Source organism: Stenotrophomonas sp. YJH_SMC_46 (genome assembly GCF_059370315.1).
In genome coordinates this window covers 222,601-248,167 of record NZ_JCAFTO010000005.1, presented here as the reverse complement: position 1 = coordinate 248,167, position 25,567 = coordinate 222,601, and the positions used below count along the sequence as shown (strand labels likewise).

20 protein-coding genes and 1 riboswitch are annotated in these 25,567 nt (G+C 67.6%); of the genes, 11 read left to right on the top strand and 9 right to left on the bottom strand.

Annotated features, from left to right (window positions below):
* Positions 1–135: 135 nt before the first annotated feature.
* From AC5P8C_RS16810 to AC5P8C_RS16800, 3 genes are all read right to left on the bottom strand, one after another.
* Positions 136–1,152: a 3-oxoacyl-ACP synthase III gene (locus AC5P8C_RS16810; protein WP_014035559.1), complete on the bottom strand. Its 1,017-nt coding sequence runs from the start codon at positions 1,150–1,152 to the stop codon at positions 136–138.
* Positions 1,153–1,255: 103 nt separating this feature from the next.
* The gene (locus AC5P8C_RS16805) at positions 1,256–1,573 is read right to left on the bottom strand and encodes a DUF4156 domain-containing protein (RefSeq protein WP_019661896.1); all 318 of its coding nucleotides are present in this window, start codon (positions 1,571–1,573) and stop codon (positions 1,256–1,258) included.
* Between the two features lie 194 nt (positions 1,574–1,767).
* Entirely contained in the window at positions 1,768–4,617 is a 2,850-nt protein-coding gene (locus tag AC5P8C_RS16800) for a M16 family metallopeptidase (protein WP_019661897.1), read from the bottom strand.
* Positions 4,618–5,032: 415 nt separating this feature from the next.
* Between AC5P8C_RS16800 and AC5P8C_RS16795 the strand changes: the two genes are divergently transcribed.
* Together AC5P8C_RS16795 and AC5P8C_RS16790 are read left to right on the top strand one after the other, a co-directional pair.
* The gene (locus AC5P8C_RS16795) at positions 5,033–5,509 is read left to right on the top strand and encodes an XAC0231 family protein (protein WP_014035556.1); all 477 of its coding nucleotides are present in this window, start codon (positions 5,033–5,035) and stop codon (positions 5,507–5,509) included.
* Positions 5,510–5,578: 69 nt separating this feature from the next.
* Complete coding sequence (locus AC5P8C_RS16790) at positions 5,579–6,058, top strand: tRNA (cytidine(34)-2'-O)-methyltransferase (protein ID WP_019661898.1); 480 nt, start codon at positions 5,579–5,581, stop codon at positions 6,056–6,058.
* 376 nt (positions 6,059–6,434) lie between these two features.
* Here AC5P8C_RS16790 and AC5P8C_RS16785 read toward each other — a convergent pair whose 3' ends face one another.
* Positions 6,435–7,598 (bottom strand): acyl-CoA dehydrogenase family protein, encoded by a 1,164-nt coding sequence (locus tag AC5P8C_RS16785; protein WP_019661899.1) that lies wholly within the window; start codon positions 7,596–7,598, stop codon positions 6,435–6,437.
* A gap of 258 nt (positions 7,599–7,856) precedes the next feature.
* Here AC5P8C_RS16785 and AC5P8C_RS16780 point away from each other — a divergent pair, with 258 nt between their 5' ends.
* A complete protein-coding gene (locus AC5P8C_RS16780) occupies positions 7,857–9,533 on the top strand; it encodes an electron transfer flavoprotein-ubiquinone oxidoreductase (RefSeq protein WP_495219128.1) in 1,677 nt (558 codons plus the stop codon).
* A 64-nt stretch (positions 9,534–9,597) separates the two neighbouring features.
* Positions 9,598–9,999 (top strand): c-type cytochrome, encoded by a 402-nt coding sequence (locus tag AC5P8C_RS16775; RefSeq protein ID WP_197575545.1) that lies wholly within the window; start codon positions 9,598–9,600, stop codon positions 9,997–9,999.
* On the opposite strand, the gene AC5P8C_RS16770 is transcribed toward AC5P8C_RS16775, so the two are convergent.
* Entirely contained in the window at positions 9,993–13,592 is a 3,600-nt protein-coding gene (locus AC5P8C_RS16770; RefSeq protein ID WP_019661902.1) for an ATP-binding protein, read from the bottom strand. The genes AC5P8C_RS16775 and AC5P8C_RS16770 overlap by 7 nt on opposite strands.
* Before the next feature lie 75 nt (positions 13,593–13,667).
* On the opposite strand from AC5P8C_RS16770, the gene AC5P8C_RS16765 reads away from it, so the two are divergent.
* From AC5P8C_RS16765 to pnuC, 7 genes are all read left to right on the top strand, one after another.
* Entirely contained in the window at positions 13,668–14,306 is a 639-nt protein-coding gene (locus tag AC5P8C_RS16765; RefSeq protein WP_019661903.1) for a response regulator, read from the top strand.
* Between the two features lie 378 nt (positions 14,307–14,684).
* Entirely contained in the window at positions 14,685–15,455 is a 771-nt protein-coding gene (locus AC5P8C_RS16760) for a hypothetical protein (RefSeq protein WP_019661904.1), read from the top strand.
* 112 nt (positions 15,456–15,567) lie between these two features.
* Entirely contained in the window at positions 15,568–17,565 is a 1,998-nt protein-coding gene (locus AC5P8C_RS16755; RefSeq protein ID WP_019661905.1) for a peptidoglycan-binding protein, read from the top strand.
* Between the two features lie 245 nt (positions 17,566–17,810).
* Positions 17,811–18,218, top strand: coding sequence for a glycine zipper 2TM domain-containing protein (locus tag AC5P8C_RS16750; RefSeq protein WP_014645533.1), 408 nt, complete (start codon positions 17,811–17,813; stop codon positions 18,216–18,218).
* Between the two features lie 128 nt (positions 18,219–18,346).
* Entirely contained in the window at positions 18,347–19,471 is a 1,125-nt protein-coding gene (locus AC5P8C_RS16745; protein WP_495219127.1) for a phosphotransferase enzyme family protein, read from the top strand.
* 43 nt (positions 19,472–19,514) lie between these two features.
* Positions 19,515–19,610, top strand: a riboswitch (TPP riboswitch).
* Between the two features lie 70 nt (positions 19,611–19,680).
* Positions 19,681–21,870 (top strand): TonB-dependent receptor, encoded by a 2,190-nt coding sequence (locus AC5P8C_RS16740; protein WP_019661907.1) that lies wholly within the window; start codon positions 19,681–19,683, stop codon positions 21,868–21,870.
* Between the two features lie 8 nt (positions 21,871–21,878).
* The gene (gene pnuC / locus AC5P8C_RS16735) at positions 21,879–22,448 is read left to right on the top strand and encodes a nicotinamide riboside transporter PnuC (protein ID WP_026347248.1); all 570 of its coding nucleotides are present in this window, start codon (positions 21,879–21,881) and stop codon (positions 22,446–22,448) included.
* Positions 22,449–22,553: 105 nt separating this feature from the next.
* Here the strand turns inward: pnuC and AC5P8C_RS16730 are convergent, their stop codons facing one another.
* From AC5P8C_RS16730 to AC5P8C_RS16715, 4 genes are all read right to left on the bottom strand, one after another.
* Complete coding sequence (locus AC5P8C_RS16730) at positions 22,554–22,973, bottom strand: hypothetical protein (protein ID WP_019661909.1); 420 nt, start codon at positions 22,971–22,973, stop codon at positions 22,554–22,556.
* Between the two features lie 180 nt (positions 22,974–23,153).
* Positions 23,154–24,128: a Dyp-type peroxidase gene (locus tag AC5P8C_RS16725; RefSeq protein WP_019661910.1), complete on the bottom strand. Its 975-nt coding sequence runs from the start codon at positions 24,126–24,128 to the stop codon at positions 23,154–23,156.
* Between the two features lie 121 nt (positions 24,129–24,249).
* Complete coding sequence (locus AC5P8C_RS16720; RefSeq protein ID WP_019661911.1) at positions 24,250–24,618, bottom strand: VOC family protein; 369 nt, start codon at positions 24,616–24,618, stop codon at positions 24,250–24,252.
* A 67-nt stretch (positions 24,619–24,685) separates the two neighbouring features.
* Entirely contained in the window at positions 24,686–25,453 is a 768-nt protein-coding gene (locus AC5P8C_RS16715) for a helix-turn-helix transcriptional regulator (protein WP_019661912.1), read from the bottom strand.
* Between the last annotated feature and the right edge of the window lie 114 nt (positions 25,454–25,567).

The following is a 25,567-nucleotide window of genomic DNA, read 5'->3' as shown; positions in this document are numbered from 1 at the left end:
GCACCTTGGAAGAATCGCGGCGCGGTGTAGCGCCGAGCCATGCTCGGCGGCTCTCCGGTCAGGCCGCGGAAGAACCGCGCTGTGCGCGTGAGCCGAGCATGGCTCGGCTCTACAGGAGGTCGGGCAGCGGGCTGCTTACCAGACCACTTCAGCCATCGAACAGTTCAGGCCGGAACCAATGCCCAGAAGCGCGATGCGGTCACCCTTCTTCAGCTTGCCCAGCTGCTTGAGCTTGCTCAGCACGATCGGCACCGAGGCCGGCCCGATGTTGCCGTGCTCGCCGAAGATGGTCATGACCTTCTTCGGGTCGATGCCGAAGTTCTTGATGAACGCAGCGGTGTGCGGCTGGCTCACCTGGTGGATCACGAACTGGTCCAGCTCTTCCACGGCCCAGCCGAGTGCGATCTTGGCGGCGGTGAAGGTCTTCTGTGCCAGCTTGATGCCTTCGATCAGCAGCAGGCGGGTGTCGGTGACCATGCGGTCCAGGTTGCCCAGGCACAGCTGGTTCCACTCGGTCGCCGAGCGGGTGACGCCACCCTTGTAGCGCGGCGCGTCCGGCACCAGCTCCGAGCGCGCCATCACCATCGCGGCAGCACCCGAACCGGTGGTCAGGGCCGCCAGTTCGTTGCGGAAGTCGTCGGCGGTGACGTCCGGAGCGGTCATGCGCTCCAACGTCTTCTCGTACACCAGGTTGGCGGTCTCGCCATCCACCACCAGCGCGTAGTCGATGTCACCGCGCTCGATCATGCGCGCGGCGATATCCATGCCGTTGATGAAGGCCAGGCAGGCGTTGGCGACGTCGAAGGTCATGCATTCGTCGCTGACGCCGAGGTTGCCCGACACGATGGAGGCGGTGGACGGCTCCAGGTAGTCGCGGCTGACCGAGGTATTGACCAGCAGGCCCACCTGCGTCGCATCGATTCCAGCGTCTTCCAGCGCCTTGCGGCCGGCCATGGTGGCAGCGTCGGACGCCAGCACGCCGTTGTCCCACAGGCGGCGCGCGTGGATGCCGGCGATATCGCCGAGCACGTCGGTGCGGATGCCCAGGCGATCCAACGTCGGCTGCAGGCGTTCGTTGATTTCCTTGGTGGTCAGCGTATGCGGTGCGTCGACGTGTGCCAGGCCGGCGATCGAGACATTCTTGAAGAGCATCGAGGTTAGCGCCAAGGCTCAGGCAAAAGGGGGCGCTATTCTATAACCCCGGGGGCCTTCACCGCATCTTTACGAATTCAGCGCTGGCCGTATGGTGAAGCGTTCAGCGCGGTGGGCACTGGAACGCGGCGAAGCGCTGGCTGCCATCGGCCGGGGCCGCAGCGGCCTGCACGGCATTGGCACCTGCGCTCGGGGCCTCGTTGCGGGCCAGCGTTTCCAGCTCTTCCTGCACGCGCAGCGGGTTGCGGTTGTAGAAGCCGACCTTGCTCTTCACGGTGACGACCACTTCGCCCCTGGCGATGCAGCCAGCGGGAACGGGGCCTGCCGGCAGTACGCGGGTCGCCTTGCCGGCCGGTTCGATCGGCACCCAGGTACAGGCGGTGACGGTGAGCAGCAGGGAGGAAAGCAGCAGAACGCGCATGGGCAGATCCTGGAAGGGTATGGGGGGATTCTGCCTGAACAGCCTGAATCGGGGGTAGCCGGGGCGGAGCCCGGGTAGCGCCGGGCCATGCCCGGCGAGCGCACAGCGCGGCATGGCTGGCCGCCGGAAAGCCGCCGGGCATGGCCCGGCGCTACCACGGGAGACCTGCCCGCCGTGGCGGGCAGGCACATCCCTTATTTCTTGACCGGGTTGCCTTCGGCATCGATTACGGTCACCTCGCCCAGGTTCAGCGCACGCACGGCCGCTTCGGTCTGCTTGAGATCACCCACCACCACCCAGGTCAGCGCCTGCGGCTTGATCTCGGCGGCGGCCTGCTGCACCTGCGCTGGGGTCATCGCCTCGATCTCGGCCTTGCGACGCAGCACGTAGTCGTCCGGGCGCTTGAACTGCACGATCGAGCCGATGGTCGAGGCCACCGCGCTGGCGGTCTCGTAGGCACCGGGCAGGCTCAGGGTCTGGATGTTGCGGATGCGGTTGACCTCGGCGGCGGTGGCCGGCTTGCTGCCATCGGCGAACGCGGCGATTTCCTTGCGCATTTCCGCCAGTGCCGGGCCGGTCTTGTCGATCTGCACCGGCGCGCTGGCCATCCACGGGCGCTGGCCCACCGAATTGACCGCGCTGCTGCGCGCACCGTACGACCAGTGCTTGTCTTCACGCAGGTTCATGTTCAGGCGCGAGGTGAAGTCGCCGCCGATCACACCGTTGGCGATGTCGAAGCGGGTCGAGCTGGTGGCGCTGGAAGGTGCCACCACCTGGCCGGCGAACAGGTTGGCCTGCACCGCGCCCGGCTGGTCGATCAGGAACACGCGCGGGCCCTTCGGCAGCGCCACGTCGGTGGCCGCCTTCACCTGCGGGGCATCGCCGGCAGCCTTCCAGTCGCCCAGCTGCTTGTCCAGCAGCGGCACGATCTCGGCCAGGGTGGTGTCGCCGACCACGATCAGGGTGCCGTTCTGCGGGCGCAGCCAGTCGTGATGGAAGTCGACCAGGTCCTCGCGGGTCAGGCCGTTGATCGCCGCCTCGTCGCCGCTGCCGGTGAACGGAATGGCATACGGGTGGCCCTTGCCGTACAGCAGCGGGGGCAGCACGCGCATCGCCACCGCACCCGGGTTGACCTTCTCCTGCTGGATGCCCGCGATCCAGCTCGCCTTGACCCGGTCGATCTCGCCCTGCTCGAAGCGCGGTTCGCGCAGCAGGTCGCGGTACAGCGCCAGCGACGGCACCAGGTTTTCCTTCAGCGCCGACAGGTCCACGCTCATCGAGTCCAGGCCGGCCGAGGCATCCAGGCTGGCGCCCAGCGCATCCGCCGCATCGGCGAAGGCCAGCGAGCCGAGCTTGCCGGCACCCTCGGTCATCAGGCTCATGGTGAAGTTGGCGGTGCCCGGTTTGCGGCCCTGGTCGGCACTGAAGCCGCCCGGGAACTGGTAGCTGAACTGCACCACCGGAATCTCATGGCGCTCGGCCAGGATCACCTGGGTACCGTTCTTCAGTGTCGCGCGCTGCAGCGCCGGGAACTTCAACTGCGGGAACTCGCGGGTCTGCGGCACGCCGGCCTTGCGGTCGACCTGCTCCGGCAGCGTGCTGTACTTCGGGTCCACCGCTGGCACGGTGAACGGCTTCGGCGCCTGGCTCGGATCTTCCTTCAGCGCCACGCGCTCACCCGGTGCGATCACCAGGGTGTGGCTGCCCTTGTCCAGCCACTGTGCGCCGAGCCGGCTCAGATCGGCGGCACTGGCCTTCTCGATGTTGGCCAGCGAGGTACGGAAGCAGCCCGGGTCGCCGGTGAACACCGCACATTCTGCAAGGGCGTCGGCCTTGCCGCCGAAGCCACCGATGCGCTCGATGCCGCGGATGAAGCCGGCGCGGGCGCCGGTCTTGGCGCGCTCCAGTTCCGCGGCGGTCGGGCCCTGCTTGATCAGCCGGTCCAACTCCTCGTCGATGATCTTCTCGACCTTGGCCGGGTCCTGGCCCTGCTTGACTGTGGCCATGATCACGAAGTTGGAGCCCAGCTGCGAGGTAGAGAGTCCGGCAGCAATGCTGTCCACCAGCTTGTCCTGGTGCTGCAGGCGCTGGCTCAGGCGCGAGGACTTGGCACCGCCCAGCACCTGCGCGAACAGCTGCAGCTGATCGACCTCGGTGGTGCCGACCTGCGGCACGTTCCAGGCGCGGTAGATACGCGCCTGCGGCACCTTGTCGGTCATCGTCTCGCGCGTATCGGCGCTGCGCTTGGCCACGTTCACCGCCGGCTGCGCCATGGTCGGGCCGGCCGGGATGCTGCCGAAGTACCTGGAGACCTTTTCCTTGGCGGTGGCCAGGTCGATGTCGCCGGCCAGCACCAGCACCGCGTTGTTCGGGCCGTACCAGGTGCGGAACCAGGTCTTCACGTCGTCCAGCGACGCCGCGTTCAGATCGTTCATCGAACCGATCACGCCGTGGTGGTACGGGTGGCCCACCGGATACAGCGCCTTGTTGAGCTGGTCCCAGGCCTGGCCGTAGGGCTGGTTTTCGCCTTGGCGCTTCTCGTTCTGCACCACGCCACGCTGCTCGTCCAGCGCCGCCTGGTCGATCGCACCGACCAGATGGCCCATGCGGTCCGATTCCATCCACAGCGCCATGTCCAGCGCGGTGGTCGGCACGTTCTCGAAGTAATTGGTGCGGTCGGTGTTGGTGGTGCCGTTCTGGTTGGTTGCACCGACCTGCTTGAACGGCTCGAAGAACTCGCCGTCATGGTTTTCGCTGCCCTGGAACATCAGGTGTTCGAACAGGTGCGCGAAGCCGGTACGGCCGGCCGGCTCGTCCTTGCTGCCCACGTGGTACCAGACGTTGACCGCGACGATCGGCGCCTTGCGATCGGTGTGCACGATCACGCGCAGGCCGTTGGGCAGGGTGAACTGCTCGTACGGGATATCGACCTTGGCCGGTGCGGCCGGCTTGGCCGCCAGCGCATGAGAAGGCACAAGCGTGCCCAGGGCGGTGCTGAGGGCGACAGCCAGCAGTGCAGCGCGCGGGCGAAGGGCGATAGACATATCCGGATCCTTGGTCACGAAGGTGAACCCCGATCCTAGCCTGCGCGCACAGCGGCCGGAATCGGCCAGCAGTCACTGGGGGTGTTTGCCTCCTTGCCCCTCCACCCCTGCTTTGCGGCCCGGGAGGGGCGGTCACAAGCGCCCGCAGGCAATGTCCGGACAGTGTCCGCGGCCCGAGGAATGGACAGGTGTCCGCCCACCGGACACTTCTCTACCCGAACAAACCCCTTCTAAATCAACAAATAAAAGTTGGCACGCGGATTGCTTGGTAGTTCCTGCGCCAAGAAGGGCTTCAGACGAAAGCTGACTGAAGACTGAACAAATGCAGGAAATCGGAAATTTTCCTTGCAAGCCCAGAATTGGTGTACTACCTTACTACCACACCACTGATCACCAACACTAAACAGGCCCCGTCATGAACGCCAAGACCATTGCCATCGCCATCGCCCTGATTGCCGGCACCGCGGTTGTTTCGTCGGTGCAGGCCTCCGAATCCATCAAGACGCTGTCCACCGTGCAGGTCCGCCCTGCCGCCGACCAGCTGGCCCAGCAGGCCTGGGAACAGGCCAGCGGCATCCCGACCCTGGCCACCGTGGAAGTGCGCCCGAGCGCCGACCAGCTGGCCGAGCGCAACGGCTACGTCGCCGCCCCGGTTGCGGCCGCGATGCCGATCACCACCCTGGCCTCGGTGGAAGTGCGCCCGAGCCTGGAACAGCGCGTCGCCCTGGCCGCCGAGCTGGAAGCCCAGCGCTACGCCGCGACCCTGGCTGCCGCCGCCACCAACGTCGCCAACTCGGTCATCGTCAACCTGCCGGCCCTGCAGGTGCGTCCGAGCGCCGCCGACCTGCAGGCCTTGGCCACCGAAACCGCCCAGGTCCTGCTGCGTCCGTAACCGGTGCCGCCCTGCCTCGCGCAGGGCGTGCGCCGTAAAGGCGGCCGCCGTCGCAGGTACACTGCGCCGATGAATGCCGCGCCCCAGTTCCACGTGATCCTGTTCCAACCGGAAATCCCGCCCAACACCGGCAATGTGATCCGGCTCTGTGCCAACACCGGCGCGCAGCTGCACCTGGTCGAGCCGCTTGGCTTCGCACTGGAAGACAAGCAGCTCAAGCGCGCCGGGCTGGACTACCACGAGTATTCACGCCTGCAGGTGCACCCCGACCTGGACACCACGCTGGCGCGGATCGCACCGAATCGGTTGTTCGCACTCAGTACCCGCGCCAGCGTGCGCTACGACAGCGTGGCCTTTGAAGAGGGCGATGCCTTCCTGTTCGGCCCGGAAAGCCGTGGCCTGCCGCAGGACGTGCTCGATGCCCTGCCCGACGGCCGCCGCCTGCGCCTGCCGATGCGGCCGGACAACCGCAGCCTCAATCTTTCCAACACCGTTGCGGTGGTGATGTACGAGGCGTGGCGGCAGCATGGGTTTGCCGGCGGCGCGTAGCGCCACGCGCCTCTCTTCTGCCTGATTGTTGCTGTGGCGGGCGCATGCGTTCATGGGCGTTACTTTTCTTTCCGCGCGGAAAGAAAAGTAACCAAAAGAAACGCGCCGCCATCCGCGAGCCGGTGCTGCGCACCGGTACCCTGCGCTCCTCGGCCCGCCGGGGGACGGCGCGGAACTCGCTGCGCTCAGACACCCACGCCTGTTCGCCCCCGCCGGACCTGCGGTGCTCGGCTCGCTTCAAGGCGGACCCGACAGCCGCGCAGTACAGGCTGTCCTTGAACCCATCGCGGTCCGGTGCGCGGTTCGGCACACCGATCGCTCGCCTGCGAATACGCTACTGGACAATGCCGGCCAGCGACCGGCACTACCGGTGCACTCAGAACGCGTTGATGCCGGTCAGTTCGCGGCCGATCACCAGCTGGTGCACGGTCTCGGTGCCTTCATAGGTGATCACCGATTCCAGGTTCAACGCGTGACGGATCGCCACGTGTTCGGTGGTGATGCCGGCCCCACCCAGCAGATCGCGACACTCGCGGGCGATGTCGATGGCCATGCGGCAGTTGTTCCACTTGGCCAGGCTGACCTGCTGCGGCTGCAGCTGGCCGGCTTCCTTCAGGCGGCCCAGCTGCAGCGCCAGCAGCTGTGCGGTGGTGATGCGGCGGGCCATCTCGGCCAGCTTGATCTGCGCGCTCTGCGTGGCCGCCAACGGGCGGCCGAACAGCACGCGCTCCTTGGCGTAGCCCAGCGCCTCATCCAGGCAGGCGATGGCCGCACCGATCGGGCCCCAGCTGATGCCGTAGCGGGCCTGGGTCAGGCAGCCCAGCGGTCCCTTCAGGCCCTTCACGTTGGGCAGGCGGTGGCTGTCGGGCACGCGCACGTCATCGAAGTACAGCGCGCCAGTGAGCGAGGCACGCAGGCTCATCTTGTGCTTGATTTCCTGGGTGCTGAAGCCGGCCATGCCCTTCTCCAGCACGAAGCCCTGGATCCCGTCCTCGGTCTGCGCCCAGACGATGGCCAGGTCGGCCACCGGGCCGCTGGTGATCCACATCTTGCTGCCGCTGATGCGCCAGTCGCTGCCGTCGCGCACGGCGCGGGTCTTCATGCTGGCAGGATCGGAACCCCCATGCGCCTCGGTCAGGCCGAAGCAGCCGATCAGCTCGCCGCGCGCCATCGCCGGCAGCCACTGCTGGCGCTGTTCCTCGCTGCCATAGGCGTAGATCGGGTACATGCACAGCGAGCTCTGCACCGAGACGAAACTGCGCAGGCCGGAATCGCCGCGCTCCAGCTCCTGGCAGATCAGGCCATAGCTGACCGCGCCGAGGCCACCGCCGCCGTACTCGGTCGGCAGCGTTGCGCCGAGCAGGCCCAGTGACGCGATCTCCGGCACCAGTTCAGACGGAAAACGGGCCTGGTCGAAGGCATCGCCCATGATCGGCAGCACGCGCTCGTCGGTGAAGCGGGCGACACTCTCCTGCACCGCACGCTCTTCCTCATTGAGCAGGGAACGGACATCGAACAGATCGTACGGATGCAAAGCCATGGCACTCACACGCAGTCAGGACCCGGCCATTGTCGGTCATCCGGGCAGCGCGTGCCGACCAGGGTTGGCCCACCACCAGGGCTGAGGCACTACGCTGCGCTGCAGCAATCGTGCGGTGAACGGCGTCTATCTAGCTCGATCACGCGCGTCCCGGTACCCTGACACATTCAAACAACCGTTTCGCCCGTGGCCGCACGCGCGATTCCCAGGCACCGCCGGTGGCCCCGATGCCGGCCCTACCCACGAGTCATGCAATCGATGAGCGCTGAAGCCAACGCCCTGCCCCCGCGTGAAGTAATGGAGTTCGACGTGGTGATCGTCGGCGCCGGTCCTGCCGGCCTGGCCACCGCGATCCGCCTGCGCCAGCGCGCGATCGAAGCCGGCCGCGAGCTGTCGGTGTGCGTGCTGGAAAAGGGCTCCGAACCGGGCGCGCACGTGCTCTCCGGTGCGGTGATGGACCCGCGCGCACTGACCGAACTGTTCCCGGACTGGGCCGAACGCGGCGCACCGCTGAAGCAGAAGGTCACCCGCGACGAATTCCTGTTCCTCAGCGAGACCGGCGCACGCAGCACGCCCAACGCGCTGCTGCCGGAGTGCTTCCACAACGAAGGCAACTACATCATCAGCCTGGGCGAAGTGACCCGCTGGCTGGCGCAGCAGGCCGAGGCGCTGGAAGTGGCGATCTTCCCGGGCTTTGCCGCCGCCGAAGTGCTGTTCGGCGACAACGGTGAAGTGATCGGCGTGACCACCGGCGACATGGGCATCGAGAAGGACGGCAGCATCGGCCCGGCCTTCGAGCGCGGCATGGCGCTGCACGCCAGGTACACGGTCTTCGCCGAAGGCGCGCGCGGCCACCTCGGCCGCCAGCTGATCGCCCGCTACAAACTGGACGAAGGCAAGGACCCGCAGGCCTACGGCATCGGCATCAAGGAACTGTGGCAGATCGACCCGGCCAGGCATGAGCCGGGGCTGGTGGTGCATGCGGCCGGCTGGCCGCTGGACAGCGACACCTACGGCGGCGCGTTTCTGTACCACGCCGACGGCGGCAAGGTCGCCATCGGCTACGTGGTCGGCCTGGACTACAGGAACCCATGGCTGAGCCCGTTCGAGGAGTTCCAGCGTTTCAAGACCCATCCCTCCATCCGCAAGCACCTGGAGGGCGGCACCCGCATCGGTTACGGCGCCCGTGCAATCACCGCCGGCGGCCTGCTGTCGCTGCCGAAGACGGTGTTCCCCGGGGGCGCGCTGGTCGGCTGCGAGGCCGGTTACCTCAACGCCAGCCGCATCAAGGGCAGCCACGCCGCAATCAAGACCGGCATGCTGTGCGCCGACGCCGCGTTCGACGCGCTGGCTGCTGATCGCCAGCACGATGAACTGAGCGCCTACCCGAAGGCGTTCGAAGCCAGCTGGCTGTTCACCGAACTGCAGCAGGCCAAGAACTTCAAGCAGTGGTTCAAGAAGGGCCAGACCGTGGCCACGCTGATGACCGGCGTGGAGCAGTGGCTGCTGCCCAAACTGGGCGTGCGCAACCCGCCGTGGACCCTGCATCGCACCCAGCCGGATCATGCCTGCCTGGAGCCGGCGGCCAAGCACACCCGCATTGCCTATCCGAAGCCGGATGGCGTGCTGACCTTCGACCGCCTCAGCTCGGTGTTCCTGAGCAGCACCAACCACGACGAGAACCAGCCCAGCCACCTCACGCTGAAGGACCCGAGCATTCCGGTGAAGGTGAACCTGGCCGAGTACGCCGGTCCGGAAGCGCGCTACTGCCCGGCCGGCGTGTACGAGTTCGTCGGCGAAGCCGACAGCGCGCGCCTGCAGATCAACGCGCAGAACTGCGTGCACTGCAAGACCTGCGACATCAAGGACCCCACCCAGAACATCGTGTGGGTGACCCCGCAGGGCGGCGGCGGCCCGAACTACTCGGGCATGTGATCGCCCCGGGCTGCGACCGCGTGTCGCAGCCCGGCGGCTCGACCGCACCGCTATCCTGCCGCCCATGCGCGCCGACCGCCTGCTCATTGCCATTGCCGTGTCCCTGCTCGCCACGGCCTGCCAGCGCCCGCCTGCTGCGCCCGCCACGCCCGAACAGGCCCGGCAGCAGGCCATGCAGCGCGCGTTCGAACTGTGCGCCGGTTGCCACACCGTGCAGCCCGGCGGCATCCACCGCTTCGGGCCGAACCTGCATGGCGTGATCGGCCGCCGCGCCGGCAGCTTGCCCGACTACGGCTATTCCGAGGGCATGCGCCGCGCCGACATCACCTGGAGCGCGCAGACCCTGGATGCCTTCCTGCAGTCGCCCACCCACGTGGTGCCCGGCACCCGCATGTACAACGCCTTCCCCAGCCCTGAACGCCGCGCGCTGGTGATCGCCTACCTGCAGCAGCAGTCGGCTCAGTGAGCGAGGCGCTGCAGCTGATGCTGCAGCCGGGCCACGAACGCCGTTACGGCTGCGAACAACGGTGCCGGATCGGTCTCGCCCGCATCCTGCAGGCGCTCGACCAGTGCGTTGGCCTGCCCGGCCAGCACCGTCGCCCCAACCGCACCCAGGCCGCCGGCCAGGCGATGCAGGTGCAGCGCCGCGGTTTCGCGGTCGCCGGCCTGCACGGCGCATTGCACGGTCGCCAGATCGCCCTCGCTGGCCTGCAACAGGCTGTCGCGCAGCTGCTCGGCCACCACGCGTGAGCCGAACCGCCGCTGCAGGCTGGCCAGATCAGGCAGCGTCCCGCCATCGTCGGCAGCGGGTCCGGCCTGCGGCTCCACAACCGATAGTCCCTGCGCCTGCGGCAACCAGCGCAGCAGCGCGGCGCGCAGGGTTGCCAGCGACAGCGGCTTGGACAGTACTTCGTCCATGCCGGCCTCGCGGCAGCGCCGTGCATCGTCGTCCAGTACGCTGGCGGTGAGCGCCAGTACGGTCAGCCGCGGCTGGCCGTTGCGACCCTCGCGTTCGCGCAGCAGGCGGGTGAAGGCGAAGCCATCCAGCACCGGCATCCGGCAATCGGTGATGACCAGATCGAACGGCTCCGACGCCAACCGGTCCAGCCCCTGCTGGCCATCGCCGACCAGCACATGCGGCACACCCAGCTGCTGCAGGCGCCAGGCCATCATCGCCTGGTTGGTCGGATGATCTTCGATCACCAGCACGCGTGCCTCGCGCAACGCCGGCGGCAGCAGCGCCGCCTGTTCCTCCTCGGCGGCAAGCGCTTCAACATCGCCACGGCCGGCTTCCACCAGCGACAGCCGCACCTCGGCGCGGGTACCCTCGCCCAGCGTGCTGTGCAGCTCCAGTTCGCCGTCCATCATCTGCACCAGGCGCTGGCAGATGCTCAGGCCCAAGCCGGTACCACCATGGTCACGCTGGATGTATGCACCGGCCTGGGTGAACGGCGCAAACAGGTGCTGCAACTGTTCCGGCGCGATTCCGATGCCGGTGTCGGTGACGCTCAGGCACAGCGGCTGGCTGCCGTCTTCGGCGGTCGGCCCCAGCACTTCCAGCTGCAACCGCACTTCGCCGCGCACGGTGAACTTGATGGCGTTGCTGAGCAGGTTGAACACGATCTGGCGCAGGCGCACGCCATCCACTTCGTGCGCCGCTGCCAGCTGTGGGTCGATCTGCACGTGCAGGTCCAGCCCACGTGCACTGGCCTGCGCCGACAGCAACCGGCACACGCTCTCCAGCAAGGGCCGCAGCGGCTGCGGCACCGGTTCCAGGCGCAGTGCGCCGGCCTCCAGCCGCGAGTAATCGAGAATATCGTCGAGGATCTGCCGCAGCATCTGCGCGGAATCCTCGATCACGTCGAGAATGCGCTGCTGCTCGGCATCCAGCGGCGAATGGGCCAGCACCTCAAGCATGCCCAGCACGCCGCTCATCGGCGTGCGGATCTCATGGCTCATGGTTGCCAGGAAACGCGACTTCGCCTCCGCGGCCTGTTCGGCCTCTGCCTTGGCCGCAGTCAGGGCCTCGGCCTGCGCACGCGCCTCGCTGACGTCCACCCAGTAACCACTCCAGATCACCGCGCCCGCTTCCGCAGCATAGGGATGGGCCTGGCTGCGCACCCAGCGCGCGCCGGTGCCTTCAGGACGCAGCCGGAACTCGAGAATGAGCGGCGCGAACTGCCGCGCCGCCTGCTCGACCGCATGCAGGATGTGCTCGCGGTCATCTTCCTCGATGCGCTCCAGCAGGCAGGTTGCATCCTGTTCGGCCTGCTGCCGGCTGATCCCGAACAACGCCTGCAGGTCACCGGCAATGAACGGGAAACTGAGGGTTCCGTCAGCCGCACGGCGTGCCTGATAGACCACGGCGGGCAGGTTGTCGGTGACTTCGGCCAGGCGCTGTTCCAGATGGCGACGCCCGGCTACCTCACGGCGCAGCCGCCAATGCCCGATGGCGTGCACCAGCAGCGCGGTAAGCAGCACCAGCAGCAGCGGCACGCCCCAGCGCGCCACGCGGGTCCACTCGAGGCCGTTGCGGTATTCGACGGCCAGCCAGTCGCCGCGCAGGGCTTCGCGCTTGCGTGGGGTCATCTGCAGCAGCAGGCGGTCGAAGGTGGTGGCCAGGGCGGCATGGCGACGCTCGACAGCCAGCACCAGCTGATCGTTGAAGCCGGCCGGTGCGGCCACCTGCAGGCGCCCCGGGAAGCGGTTGCGCAGCAGGTGGTCCACCACGGCCAGATTGCCTATATAGGCGTCGGCGTCGCCATTGATCAGGCGCTGCAGGGCCTGTTCCGCGCTGCGCGCCGCGATGATCCGGGCCTGCGGTGCCTGCTGCAGCACATAACCACGCACGCGCTCCGGATCGGACAGCAGCACCCGCTTGCCCTGCAGGTCTGACAGGCCCAGCAGCGCCGGGCTGTCGCGCCGGCTGACGATCACGTTCGGCACGCTGATGAAGGGCTGGCTGAACACCCAGTCCGGGCCCAGGTAGCGCGAATCGGCCGGAATGCCCATTACCGCCTGCAGCTCGCCGCGGCGCGCCTTCTCGCGCACTTCGTACCAGTCATGGCTGTTTTCCACCTGCAGGTTGGCGCCGGCCTGCAGCAGGCGGCGCAGGTATTCGCTGGCCAGGCCGCTGGGGTTGCCATCCTGGTCGGCGAACGACAGTGGCGCCGCGTTCGGCGCGAAGCCAATCCTCAACGGTTGCTCCAGTACCCGCTTCTCGGCCTGGCTCAGCGCCAGCTGCGCCGATGCCGACCACCGCGGAGGTGGCAGCCAGCGCTGCGCCAGCGCATCGCGCTGGGCCTGGCTGGTCGCGGCCAGCGCCAGGTCCAGCGCTTCGGCCAGTGGCTGCTTGCCGTTGGGAATGCCGAAGTGCAGTCGCTCCGGCGGGAGATCGCTGGGGCGCAGCAGCACGACGCCCTGCAGGTCCTCGCGGGCGATCAGTTCGGTGGCCACATAGGCATTGCCGATGTAAACGTCGGCCTTGTCGTCTCTGACCATCTCCAAGGCCGCCAACGAGTTGTTTGCGACAAGCTGGCGCGCATGCGGAAAGCGGGCGCGCACCTGGGGCCCGGTCAGGAAGTCCTGCTCGATCACCACCCGCAGTCCGTCCAGATCGGGATTGTCGGAGGCACGCAGGTCATCCGGGCGCCCCACCAGGGCCAGCGGGGCCTCGCCATAGGCGGCGGTGTAGACCATGCAGCGGGTGCGGTCGGCACTGAGCCCGACGTTCATCACCACATCAATCTCGCCACGACATGCCGCATCCAGCACGGATGTCCAGTCGGAGTAGCGCCTTGCCTCCACCTTCACGCCCAACTGACGGGCAAGAAGCGACAGATAATCCGGACCCAGGCCAACCTGTTGGCCATCACGGAGGGACTCGAACGGTGGCCAGCCACTGTCATACTGACCCACGACGATGCTCGGATGGGCGGCCAGGTACTCGCGCTGCAGGGGGCTGAGCGGCAACGGCCCGGGCACCGCCTGCGCCAACGCTGCCGGCAGCGCCAGTACGACCAGCAGCAGGACCAGCCCGCGAACAGCCCAGCTACGCATCGGCGTCGATCTCCTAGAATCCTGCCAGGGACCGCGATGGTCGCGGCCCAGCCAGCCCGGTGGCCATACTAGAGCATGAGCTTGCGCATCATCATCGCAGACGACCACCCGGTGGTCCGTATCGGTACCCGCGCCGTCATCGAATCGAGCGGGGTGGGCCGCGTAGTCGGCGAAGCCGACAGCGCGCAGGCGCTGATGGCCCTGCTCGGCAGCCAGCCCTGCGACCTGCTGGTGACCGACTACTCCATGCCGGGCAGCCCGCAGGCCGACGGCTTCGCCATGATCGGCATGATCCGCCGCCGTCATCCAGACCTGCCGGTGCTGATGCTCAGCGTCTCCAGCAATCTGGCGATCCTGCGCATGGTGCTCGACAGCGGCGTGCTCGGCCTGGTCGACAAGAGTTCGTCGATGGACGAGCTGCCGCAGGCCATCCAGTCGGTCTACCGCGGCCAGCCCTACATCAGCCGCAGCCTGCGCGAGCGGGTCGAGGCTGCCGGCAGCTGGCGCATGCGCGAGGGTGACGGCAAGCCGCTGTCGCCACGCGAGGTGGAGGTGCTGCGGCTGCTCGGCACCGGCATGACCGTGAAGGAAATCTCGCTTCAGCTGCACAAGAGCGTCAGCACCATCAGCCGGCAGAAAGGTGATGCCATGCTCAAACTGGGCCTGAAGGGCGACGCCGAGCTGTTCGATTACCTGCGCGACGGCAAGATCTGAGAGCCAGATCGCACAAGAAGGGCATCTGGCACTGCCCTCTTTGACGGGCCGCCGATCTGTGCCAAGATGGTGGGGCATGAGTTCCCAATGCGAGGTCGAAGGAATCGACCGGCTCATGTCCTCGCTCCCGTCCCTGGTGGACGTGGCGCGGTTCCCTGCCGGCCGTCTGGCCCGGCAACGCTGACCATGGAGAGGCGCATGCAACATCCCCCCAAGCTACGCTGGACCCTGCCGTTGCGGCCTCTGCGCGCATTCGCGGCGTGCCTGCTCGTCTCTCTTTCCGCTGCCGCCTGCAGCGCCGCCGATCCGGTCCCCTCGTCCTCCCAGCCCGGCGCCCCTGCGCAGGCTGCCAATGCGCCCCGACAGGATGTTGCCACGATGCAGAACACCTCTCCCGACACCGCCGTTACCCCGCCCGACGCGCCGACCGTGATGTATTTCACCTATCAAGTGGATGGCGATGGCGCGACCTCCTATGAGGTCCAGAACGGCAGCGTGGCGACCTTCTGGTTCGGCCACACCTTCACTCTCGATGGCACTACGTACTACACGGGTTTCTCCTGGGATACCCGCGAGCACTACGGCAAGCCTGGCGAGCAGACGCAGGCCGGTCCGGACGACCGCGCCAACCTCGCCGAGGCCACCTTCGTGCTGGCCGGCACCGACGCGAAGAAGCCGTGGAAGTTCCGTGGCCAGGAATGGACCATCGGCGCACTGGGCGCGTACGACAAGGCCGACGACGTCGATACCCGGCGCAAGCCGCTTGAACATCGCACCGCCGACGGCCGCCTGCTGCTGGCGGTGCCGACCAGCAGCTTCGACCGCGGCGTCAGCAGCACCGGCTATGCGCTGCTGCTGTTCAACCCCAGGCGCAGCGAAGACGACGTGGACAGCAAGGTCTGGCGCTATGTCGGTACGGTGCGCACAGGCGAAGACAACAGCGCCGCCTGCGACGAAGGCAACGTGATGCCCTGCACCGGCAGCGACGGCGAACTTGCCTTCGCTGCCGATGGCAACGGCCTGCCGCGACTGACCGTGACCTTCAAGGGCACCACCCTCGAAGGCCCCGGCAGGACCCGCACCCTGGGTGCCGGCGACACCGTGCACTACACCTTCGACAGCGCGACCCAGCAGTACCTCGCGCGCTGAAAGCACCCGCCACGCGCGGGTTCCCTGTTGACCGACATGTTCTTGACTCACGGATGAGTCCGGTTGGCGATTCGCGGCATGCGCCGCTCCATCAACCCCGAGGAAAAACGTCATGGCACAGCATGACTACAGCAGAAAGGAAGTCCTGGACATCGTCGAGCAGGTCGCCAGGCAGAAGAGCATTCCGGTCGACGACTTCATGCGCTTCGCGTACATCGAGACCGGTGGCACCTTCAACGAGCGCGCCCACAACGCGTCATCCGGCGCCAAGGGCCTGTTCCAGTTCGTGCCCGGGTCCGCACGCCAGTACCACCTGACCGGCCACGAGTTCGACCCCACCCGCAACACCGAAGCGGCCGCGCAGATGTACCAGGACAACCTGGACTCGATGGCACGCCGCAACGAGCGCACCGGCCACCCGTACCTGTCCGGCGGCAGTACGCCGACCGGGCTGGACCTGTACCTGGCCCACCAGCAGGGCAGTGCCGGCTATGGCTCGGTGCAGACCGCCATTGCCACCGGCACCTTCGGCGTGGTCCGCAACAGCCACGGCGACGAGATCAACATGCGCCGCAACGTGCTGAACCAGATCGGGTCGGACGCGAAGGCGCTGACCGGCCACAGCCTGGCCGAAATGCGCGGCATGAACGATGGCGACCTGGCACGGGCCTTCTCCAGCTACTACATCCACAAGTACGCAGCGATCAGCATCCCGGAAAAGAACATCGAACCGCAGGCGGTGGCACAGGGCCAGGGCCAGGGCCAGGCCCCGGCCGCGCCTGCACAGGCCAGCGCAGCCGTGGCGGCCGGTGCTGCCACGCTGGCGGCAACCGCAACAGCCGCTGCCGCGCCGAAACCGGGCATCGAACTGCAGGCCGCCTACGAGGCCGGCGTGAAGTACGACGATGTGAAGTACGCCATCAACATTCCGGGCCACGCGCTGTACGTACCGGGCAAGACCGGCAAGAACGTGGACCAGGGTTACATCGATTGCTCCGGCTGGGTCGGCACGCTGCAGAACCGGACCATGGACGAGATCAACCAGAAGGCCGGGCATGCGGTGTTCAGCAAGGCCGATCGCATCGACCTGGGCAACCTGGGTTCCGGCGGCATCGTGCGCAAGGCATTCGACCAGTCCGGCGTGCTGCTTGACCGCGACGCGATCCTCAAGCCCGGTGCGCTGAAGGAAGGCATGATCATCGGCCTGGATACGGCCAGGACCCGCCATGAACACTGGAACGGCATCGACCACATCGTGATGGTGGTGCGCGACCCGAACACCGACAGGCTGCTGATCAGCCAGTCCACCGGCAGCAAGGGCGTGCACACCATGCCGGTGGAGGACTACCTCAAGCAGGTGAAGGACCACCCGCACTGGAAGCTGTTCGCGTCCGATCCATTGTCCAAGGCCCGTGACCTGCTGGAAAACCGCACCCAATCGCACGAGCAGACCCAGGGCAAGGCCAACGCCGAGCACAAGGCGGCCGCCACGCCGCACGCCGAACTGTACAAGCAGGGCGCACACAGCGAGGGCGTGCGCAAGGTGCAGGAGCAGCTGGGCCACCTGGGCTACGTCGGCGCCGACGGCAAGCCACTGGTCGAGGATGGCCGCTTCGGCCGCAACACCGACGCGGCAGTGCGCCAGCTGCAGAAGGACAACGGCCTGGTCGTCGACGGCATCGTCGGTCCGAAGACGCTGGAAGCGATCAAGGAAGCACGCGAACGGCCCTTGCTGAACGACGAGCGGCACCCACGCAATCCGATGTACCTGCAGGCCACCGAAGGCCTGGAGCGGCTGCCGGCAGGTACCTTCAAGGATCGCCACGCGCTGGAAAGCACCGCCGCGGCCCTGACCAAGGAGGCGCATGCCGCCGGCCTGCAACGCATCGACACGGTGGTGCCGAGCCCGAACGGTGAGCGCCTGTTCGCCGTGCAGGGCACGATCGGTGACCCGGCGGCCAGCCGCGTGGCGGTGGAGACCCGTGCCGCCAGCGAGCAGAGCCTGGCGCTCAGCAGTGGTGCCGTGCAGGGCGCCCCAAACGTGCTGCACCAGCAGCAGGATGCCCAGCAGGAGCAGGCCCGGCAGGCACAGAAGGCGATGGGCGTCTAAGCCCGCAGCGCCTTGGGAGAGAAGGGAGGGCCACGTCCGCGTGGCCTTTTCCCTTTCTGCCAGCTGAGCGGCCGAGGCCGCTTTCAGCCTTGCTTCATGCCGCCTGCCGCTAGATGAATGCGCAAGCCGCACGGTGGACCAGGCAATGTTCCGGCAATGTTGGAACGCCAGCGTGGACACCACGGCAGCCGGGGCGCCCGCGCCCTCCCTGCCCAGTGTGGCATGCACCTCACAGGAGAACGAACATGCTCAGTACTTCCACACTCAGCTTCCGTGGTCTGGCGATGGCTCTGGCACTGGTGGCCGGTGTCGCCGTGGTCAGCGATGCCAGCGCGATGTCGAGGAAGGACAAGCGCACCCTGGTCGGCGCCGTGGTCGGTGGCGTGGCCGGCAACCTGCTCTCCAACGGTGATCCTGCCGCCACCGTGGGCGGCGCCGTGGCCGGCGGCGCGATCGGCAACCTGACCACCTCCGACCGCCGCGACCGTCGTTACTACGACAATCGCCGTTACGACGACCGCTACGATCGCCGTTACGACCGTGGCTACTACCGCAGCGGCTACTACGACCGCGGTGACGACCGTCGCTGGCAGCGCGAGCGCTACTACGACAACCGCTACTACCACGACCGCGGCCGCCATCGCGGCTGGTAGGCCGCGCGGCGGCATCACCGCAGCTGATGCACGGACGGGCGGGTCGACGACCCGCCCGTTTGCGTTGGCCGCGTGCATGGCGTTGAATGCGCAGCCTTGGATGTGACTTTCCCCACCGGGGCTGCGGCATGAATTCTTCTTCCCACCGCGTGCAGGGCCTCAACAACGACGAGGTCGCTGCCGACTGGCCACCGATCAGCGCGGCGGACATCGCGTGGCTGCGCCAGCGTTACCCGCAGCTGGGCGAGCACAGCCAACCGCGCTGGCACAGCCCCCGACCGCTGTCGGCCGCCGCCATCGTCGACGGCGTGGACGGCGCGCTGTTCATCAAGCGCCACCACCACAGCGTGCGCAGTGCGGCCTGCCTGGAAGAAGAACACCACTTCATCGCCCATCTCGCCGCAGCGGGCGTGCCGGTGGTGCAGGTGCTGCCAGCGGCCGATGGCCACAGCGCCGTCGAGCATGGCGAATGGACCTTCGAGCTGCATGCGGTTGGCGTCGGCGAGGATCTGTACCGTAATGCCGTATCGTGGTCGCTGCTGACCGACGTTGCACAGGCCCGCGAAGCCGGGCGCGCACTCGCGCAGCTGCACCGTGCCGCCGCCAGCTACCACGCGCCCCAGCGCAGTACCCATGTGCTGGTCGCGCGCGATGATCTGATCCGCAGCGACGATCCGGTCGCGGCCATCAAGGCAGGACTGCACGAGCGCCCCGGGCTGGCCCGCTATCTCGCGCGCATTCAGTGGGAAGCGCAGCTGCAGCGTGACGTGTTGCCGTGGCATGCCGGCCTGGCCAAGCGCCTGCGCGACGAGCCGCGGCTGTGGGCCCACAACGACTGGCATGTTTCCAACCTGCTGTGGCGCGATGGGCAGATCAGCACCGTGCTGGATTTCGGCCTGGCCTCGCCCACCAGCGCACTGTTCGACCTCGCCACCGCGATCGAGCGCAACGCGGTGGCGTGGCTGGAGCTGGAGCGCGGCATGGAGGCGGTGCGCATCGATATCGCGCTGGCCCTGCTCGACGGCTACCGCCAGGTACTGCCGCTGTCGGCGGCACGCGTGCACCTGCTGGCCGACCTGCTGCCGATGGTCCATTTCGACTTCGCACTGTCCGAAGTGGAGTACTTCGAAGGTGTCACCGGCTCGACCGCGAATGCCGATGTAGCGTGGCGGCCCTTCATGCTGGGGCACCCGGCGTGGTTCCACAGCGCGCCGGGACAGGCACTGCTGCAGGCGCTGCACGCGGCAGCCTGAAGGGCACCGGCTCGCAAATCCGTACCATTTGTAGTGAAATGGTCACCTGAAGCGGGGGTGCCTGGATCTGCCAGGCTGAGAGAGTCCCTTGGAACCTGATCCGGTTTGCACCGGCGTAGGGAGCTTTGAGCCGCAGCCACACCCCCGTCATGGGCCGGTGCACCTGCGCGCCGTCGCTTCGTCTCCCTTGTTGTCCGAAGACGAATCGAATGAACCGCTGCCTTCGCCCCACCCTGCTCTCCCTCGCCCTCTGCGCCGCGCTGCCGCTGCACGCCAGCGAGGCCGAGGCGTCCCCCGATGCGGCTGCCACCGGCGCCGAGCGCTCGCCCACCGAACTGGCAGCGGTACGCGTGCAGGCCGGCAAACCGAAGGCCGATACCTCGCGCGTGAACGCCTTCGGTGGCGGCAGCTGGAAGGACACGCCGGCCTCGGTGAACGTGCTCGAGCGCGACTACCTCGATCGCCGCCAGGTGCGTTCGCTGTCCGAGCTGGCCAGCAACGATGCCTCGCTGGGTGATGCGTATGCACCTGTGGGCTACTACCAGAACATCGCCATCCGTGGCTTCGCGCTGGACGCCGCCACCGGCTACCGCTTCAACGGCCTGTCCATCGCCGGCGAACAGCGCCTGGCGCTGGAGAACGTGCAGTCGGTTGAGATCCTCAAGGGTGAAGCCGGCCTGGCCGCAGGCGTGATGGCACCGGGTGGCATCATCAACTACATCGGCAAGCGCCCGGCCGAAGTGCGCACCGCCACGCTCGGCACCGATTCGGAAGGCTCGCGCTACGTCGCCGTCGATGTCGGCCACTGGATCACCCCGCGCTTCGGCCTGCGCCTGAATGCCGCGTGGGATTCCAGCAATTCCTATGTCGAGCACGCCGATGGCCGCCGCAATTTCTACTCGCTCGCGGCCGACTGGCTGATCGGCGAACGCGGCAAGCTGGAGGTGGACGCCAATTACCAGACCAGTTCGCAACGTTCGGTGTCCGGCTACCAGCTGCTGGGCGCGCGTGACCTGCCGCGCGGTGTCGACCGCGAGCACCTGCTCGGCTACCAGCCGTGGCAGCGCCCGGTGGATATTGCCAGCACCAACATCACCGCGCTGCACACCTACGATTTCAACGACGCCTGGCAGTCCCGCGTGTCGGTCGGCCACAGCCGGTCGGTGATCGATGACAACGTCGCCTTCGCCTACGGTTGCTACTACGCCGTGCAATGCGCCGATGGCAGCGTGCCGGGCAACTACTTCGCGCCCAACGGCGACTACGACGTCTACGACTACCGCAGCCCGGACGATACCCGCCGCAACCAGCAGGCCCGTGCCGAGCTGCGTGGCCGTTTCGAGACCGGCAGCGTCGGCCATGAGCTGACCCTCGGCGCCGACTACTTCCGCCGCACCGTGGACAGGCGCCCGAGCGTCAACGAGTACGTCGGCACCACCAACATCCACGAGGCACCGGTGCCGGTGTTCGAGCCGTCGCCGAAGATGCCCGGCCCGTCCGCACGTCGCCTGGACAGCCGCCAGACCGCCTTCTTCGCGCTGGACCGGATCAGCTTCGGTGACGACTGGCAGTGGCTGGCCGGTGGCCGCTTCGTGCGCCTCGACGAGCGCGCCTACGACAAGCGCGGCACCCCGCAGCGGCACAGCCGCCTGTCGCGCTTCCTGCCGCAGACCGCCGTGGTGTGGAAGGCCACCGACCAGCTCAATGCCTATGCCAGCTACGTGCGCGGCATTTCGTTGGGCCAGGAAGCGCCGTTCTGGACCAGCAACGCCGACACCTTCCTGCCGTCGGTGCAGTCGCGGCAGCTGGAAGTGGGCGTGAAGTACGTGCCGGTCGAAGCACTGACCCTGGGTGCAGCGGTGTTCCGCATCTCGCAGCCGTACCAGTACGCCAGGCCGGACAACAGCGACGTGGGCTACACCTTCGTCGAGGAAGGCACCCAGACCCACACCGGCCTGGAGCTGACCGCCAACGGGCAGCTGACCGACGCGCTGCAGATCGTCGCCAGCGCCAGCGTGCTGCAGGCGCGGGCTCGCGATACCGGCACGCCCACCTATGAAGGCCATCAGCTGGTGAACGTGCCGAAGGTGCGGGCCAGCGTGCACGTGGCCTATGCGCTGCCGTTCGTGCAGGGCCTGGATGTCACTGGCGGCTGGCGTTATGCCGGTGCCAACGTCGCACGTGCCGACGGCGGCGTGCGCGCACCGGACTACTCGGTGTTCGACGCTGGTCTGCGCTTCCAGCATCGCCTGCACGAGCGTGCGGTGACCTGGAACCTGTCGGTGGACAACGTGTTCAACCGCTTCTACTGGCGCGATACCGGCAGCAGCGGCGGTGACTACTACCTGTTCCCCGGCGCACCGCGACAGGCCCGCCTGTCGGTGACGTTCGCGCTGTGAGCGGCGTGATGCTCGAGTGGACCGCCGCGCTGTGCAGCGTCCTCGGCGTCTGGCTGATGGCCCGCCGCCGGTTGTCTGCATGGCCGGTGGGCCTGCTGTCGGTCACGCTGTATGGCCTGGTGTTCGCCGAGGCCAAGCTGTACTCGGACACCCTGCTGCAGGTCGCCTTCGGTGGTTTCCTGATCTACGGCTGGCTCAACTGGCGCCAGCACGCCGCCGATGAGGGCAGCATCCGCATCGTGCCGCTGGCGCGCGGCAAGCTCTTGCGTGACCTGGCTATCGGCCTGTGCGGCGGCGTGACGCTGGGCGCCGGCATGCACAGCTTCACTGATGCCGCCCTGCCGTGGTTGGACGCGCTGCTGACCGGCCTGAGCCTGGTCGGGCAGTGGTGGCAGGCGCGCCGCCACGTGGCCTGCTGGTGGGTGTGGATCGCGGTGGACGTGGTCTACGTGGGCGCGTACCTGTTCAAGTCGCTGCACGTGACCGCCGCGCTGTACGTGTTCTTCCTCGGCCTGGCCGTGTTCGGCCTGCGCGCATGGAGCGCCGCCGCGCGCGAGCCACAGGTGGCAACGCAGTAGAGCCACGCCATGCGTGGCGGGCTACCGGTAGTCGCCAACCCGGGTTGGCGCGCGCCTGCCGACCAAGGTCGGCATCTACCCACCACATCCACGCATGGCGTGGATCTACTTCGGCTCCAGCACCAGCCCCAGCCGCAGCGGCTGGCGCATGTCGGCCGGCGGGGCTGCCTGCAACGGCGCGCCCTGCAGCGTCGCGCGCAGGTCGGCGTCGACCTGGGCATCGCCCGGGCTGTCGAATTCCAGCTTCGAGATGCGGCCATCCGCCGCGATCCACACGCTCACCGGCAGCGGCGTCGGTGCGTCCGGATGTGCCTGCAGCCATTCCAGCACGCGCTGCGCCTGCGGGTCCTGCTCCTGCTGCAGGCGCTGCTGCAGCTGGCCACCGACCGCAGCGGCGTAGGCCATCCAATGCGCAGGGGCTTCCTGCGCGGACACCGCCGCGCTCCCCAGTACCAGCGCACCGAACACCGCGGCCAGCGGCCGCCACCAGCGGCGTGCACCGGTTGTGTTCCTTGCCATCGCCATCGTCCGCCCCTGCGCTCTCATCCAACGGCTGATGGTCGGGGCGGTAGATGACAGGCAGATGGCGGCACAGTAGAGCCACGCCATGCGTGGCTGCTACGGGCAACGTGCGTACCATCCACGCGTGGCGTGGATCTACTGGAACAGAGCGGCCAGTAGCATGCGCAAGGACGAGAGCCGCGATCAGTCGCCCAGATCGGCCAGCACTTTGCGCGAGGGCGCGAAGAAGGTCACGCCGGTGGTGGCGGTGGAGAAATCGAGGATGCGGTCGTGCAGCGGCGCGGGATTGCCGATGAACATGCGCTCGAGCATCTTCTCGATCACCCACAGGCGGCGCGTGTAGCCGATGAAGTAGGTGCCGTACTCGCCACGGCCCGGGTTGGCGAACGGCATGTTGTCGCGCAGGATCTCGTGCTCGCCGTCGGCATCCTCGATGGTGCACAGCGTCTTGTGCGACTTCTGCGCATCGGCCGGCGCATCATCCAGCTCGATGTTGTCGTGCTTGGTGCGGCCGATGATCGCTTCCTGCGCCTCGGTCTTCTGCGCGCGCCAGGCGTTGAGGTTGTGCAGGTACTTCTGCACCACCACGTAGCTGCCGCCGGCATGCTCCGGGTCTTCCTCACCCACGATCGTGGCTTCCGGCAGCGACAGCCCTTCCGGGTTGGCGGTGCCATCGACGAAATCGAGCAGATCGCGGCCATCGAAATAACGGAAGCCAGCCACGTCATCGACCGCTTCCACCGCATCGCCGAAGGCCATCAGCAGGTTGCGCTCGAACGCCACGATCAGGTCCATGGTGCGTGCACGGATGTGGTACAGCAGGTCACCCGGCGTGGACACGGCGGTGTGGGTCGCGCCCTTGATCTCGCGGAACGGCTGCAGCTCACGCGGCGGCGTGGTGCCCACCAGCGGCTTCCACACGCGGTGACCAATGGCCACGTTGCAGGTGAAGGTGCGCTCGATCTCGCGGATGGCGGTGTTCTTGATCAGGTCGTCGGTGCTGGCCAGCACCTCGCGCGCCCTGGCGATCGACGCCTCATCATCCTTCACCTTCAGCACCAGGAACGCCGCCGAATGGGTCAGTGGCGCGGTGATCTGCTGCGGCTCGTTGTCGAGTGTGTGGTTGAGGGCGGTGATCGGTGCGGGCTGGGAGTTCACGGCGGTTCCTGCTGGCTTGAGGCGGGCGCATCGCGTGGCGATGTGCGGGCGATCATAGCGGAACCACCTGACCGGGGACGGAGCGGTTCTCGTTCCGTCCACCAGCGAAGGTACGAAGACCTCAATCCACATCACTCCAGACCGCCAACTCGTAGCCATCCAGATCGCGGAACTGGAAGCGGCGGCCGCCGGGGAATGCGAACACCGCCCGCACCACCTCGCCACCGGCAGCGACTACGCGCTGCTGCGCGTCGGACAGGTCCGCGCAATACACGATCACCAGCGGCCCTCCGTGGACACGCACCGGCACGTCGGCCACGAAGCCGCCCTTCAGGCGGCCATCGTCGAATTCGGTGTAGGCCGGGCCATAGTCGGTGAAGTGCCAACCGAACACCTCGCCGTAGAAGCGTTTGCTGCCGGCAATGTCGGCGACGTTGAATTCGATGTTGTCGATGCGGCGTTCGGCATCGCGGGATGCGGCGTGGCTCATGGCGTGGCTCCGTGTTGGGAGCCCAGCATCGATCAATGCAGCACCGTGGTCTTGAACAAAACGGCCATCATTGCCCCCACTCCAGGCGCAGTTCGCTGGCGGTCACGCCAGCCAGTTCGCGCGCCTCGCGGCTGAGGTGCGCCTGGTCGGCATAGCCGGCCTCGGCGGCCAGCATCGCCAGGGAGTGCTGCGGCAGCGCGCGGCTGTGGCGCAGAAAACGTTGCAGCCGCAGGATCCGTTCCAGCGTCTTGGCGCCGTAGCCGAACTGCGACTGGCTGAAGCGCCGCAGGCTGCGCGGACTCAGGCTCAGGCGTGCCGCCAGCGTATCCAGCGTGGCGTCACCAATGGCGAGCGCCTGGAACAGGGCATGTGCACGCTGCGCCGGGGTATCGAGCGCGGACGCACCCATATGCTGTTGCAGGCAGTGCGCCATCCGCTGCAGGCGCTGTGCAGGCGCGGTGTCACCAATGGAGGCCGCCGCCTTGCTCGCCCACGCGCCCTTCAGGTCAGCCAGGGGCACGGCCTGGCCGATGATCCCGGCCAGGGGCAGGCCCAGCGCGGCCAGTGCCTGGCCGGGACGGAAACGTGCGCCCAGCACCTGCGCACCGGGTGCCAGCCCCGGGTGCGCGGCCACGCGGTCCGGCCCGACCACGAACAGCACGCCGTCGCGCCAGAGAATGTCCACGCAACCATCGGGCAGTACGGTGACGTGCCCATCGGCATCGGCAGGAAGCTGGCTCTGCCACAGCTGTCCAAAGTGGCCACGCAGCGGCGCGGGTGCCAGATGCTCCTGGTAGGCCGTGCCAGTGCATGCGAGGGAAGAAGAGTCGCCCATGCCGCATTGTCGCGCTACAGGGCCCATAAAAGTGAAGCCCGGCGCGAGGCCGGGCTTCGGTTGGCGTGTGGGAGAGAGAGAGAGTCACACGCCAGCACAACACGCACTAACGAC

Coding starts and splice junctions, on each gene's coding strand:
- pnuC (WP_026347248.1), top strand. CDS start 21,879: ATGCTCGAGTGGACCGCCGCGCTGTGCAGCGTCCTCGGCGTCTGGCTG.
- AC5P8C_RS16730 (WP_019661909.1), bottom strand. CDS start 22,973: ATGGCGATGGCAAGGAACACAACCGGTGCACGCCGCTGGTGGCGGCCG.
- AC5P8C_RS16785 (WP_019661899.1), bottom strand. CDS start 7,598: ATGGCTTTGCATCCGTACGATCTGTTCGATGTCCGTTCCCTGCTCAAT.
- AC5P8C_RS16810 (WP_014035559.1), bottom strand. CDS start 1,152: ATGCTCTTCAAGAATGTCTCGATCGCCGGCCTGGCACACGTCGACGCA.
- AC5P8C_RS16765 (WP_019661903.1), top strand. CDS start 13,668: ATGAGCTTGCGCATCATCATCGCAGACGACCACCCGGTGGTCCGTATC.
- AC5P8C_RS16775 (WP_197575545.1), top strand. CDS start 9,598: ATGCGCGCCGACCGCCTGCTCATTGCCATTGCCGTGTCCCTGCTCGCC.
- AC5P8C_RS16800 (WP_019661897.1), bottom strand. CDS start 4,617: ATGTCTATCGCCCTTCGCCCGCGCGCTGCACTGCTGGCTGTCGCCCTC.
- AC5P8C_RS16780 (WP_495219128.1), top strand. CDS start 7,857: ATGAGCGCTGAAGCCAACGCCCTGCCCCCGCGTGAAGTAATGGAGTTC.
- AC5P8C_RS16745 (WP_495219127.1), top strand. CDS start 18,347: ATGAATTCTTCTTCCCACCGCGTGCAGGGCCTCAACAACGACGAGGTC.
- AC5P8C_RS16740 (WP_019661907.1), top strand. CDS start 19,681: ATGAACCGCTGCCTTCGCCCCACCCTGCTCTCCCTCGCCCTCTGCGCC.
- AC5P8C_RS16755 (WP_019661905.1), top strand. CDS start 15,568: ATGGCACAGCATGACTACAGCAGAAAGGAAGTCCTGGACATCGTCGAG.
- AC5P8C_RS16720 (WP_019661911.1), bottom strand. CDS start 24,618: ATGAGCCACGCCGCATCCCGCGATGCCGAACGCCGCATCGACAACATC.
- AC5P8C_RS16790 (WP_019661898.1), top strand. CDS start 5,579: ATGAATGCCGCGCCCCAGTTCCACGTGATCCTGTTCCAACCGGAAATC.
- AC5P8C_RS16715 (WP_019661912.1), bottom strand. CDS start 25,453: ATGGGCGACTCTTCTTCCCTCGCATGCACTGGCACGGCCTACCAGGAG.
- AC5P8C_RS16760 (WP_019661904.1), top strand. CDS start 14,685: ATGCAGAACACCTCTCCCGACACCGCCGTTACCCCGCCCGACGCGCCG.
- AC5P8C_RS16795 (WP_014035556.1), top strand. CDS start 5,033: ATGAACGCCAAGACCATTGCCATCGCCATCGCCCTGATTGCCGGCACC.
- AC5P8C_RS16750 (WP_014645533.1), top strand. CDS start 17,811: ATGCTCAGTACTTCCACACTCAGCTTCCGTGGTCTGGCGATGGCTCTG.
- AC5P8C_RS16770 (WP_019661902.1), bottom strand. CDS start 13,592: ATGCGTAGCTGGGCTGTTCGCGGGCTGGTCCTGCTGCTGGTCGTACTG.
- AC5P8C_RS16805 (WP_019661896.1), bottom strand. CDS start 1,573: ATGCGCGTTCTGCTGCTTTCCTCCCTGCTGCTCACCGTCACCGCCTGT.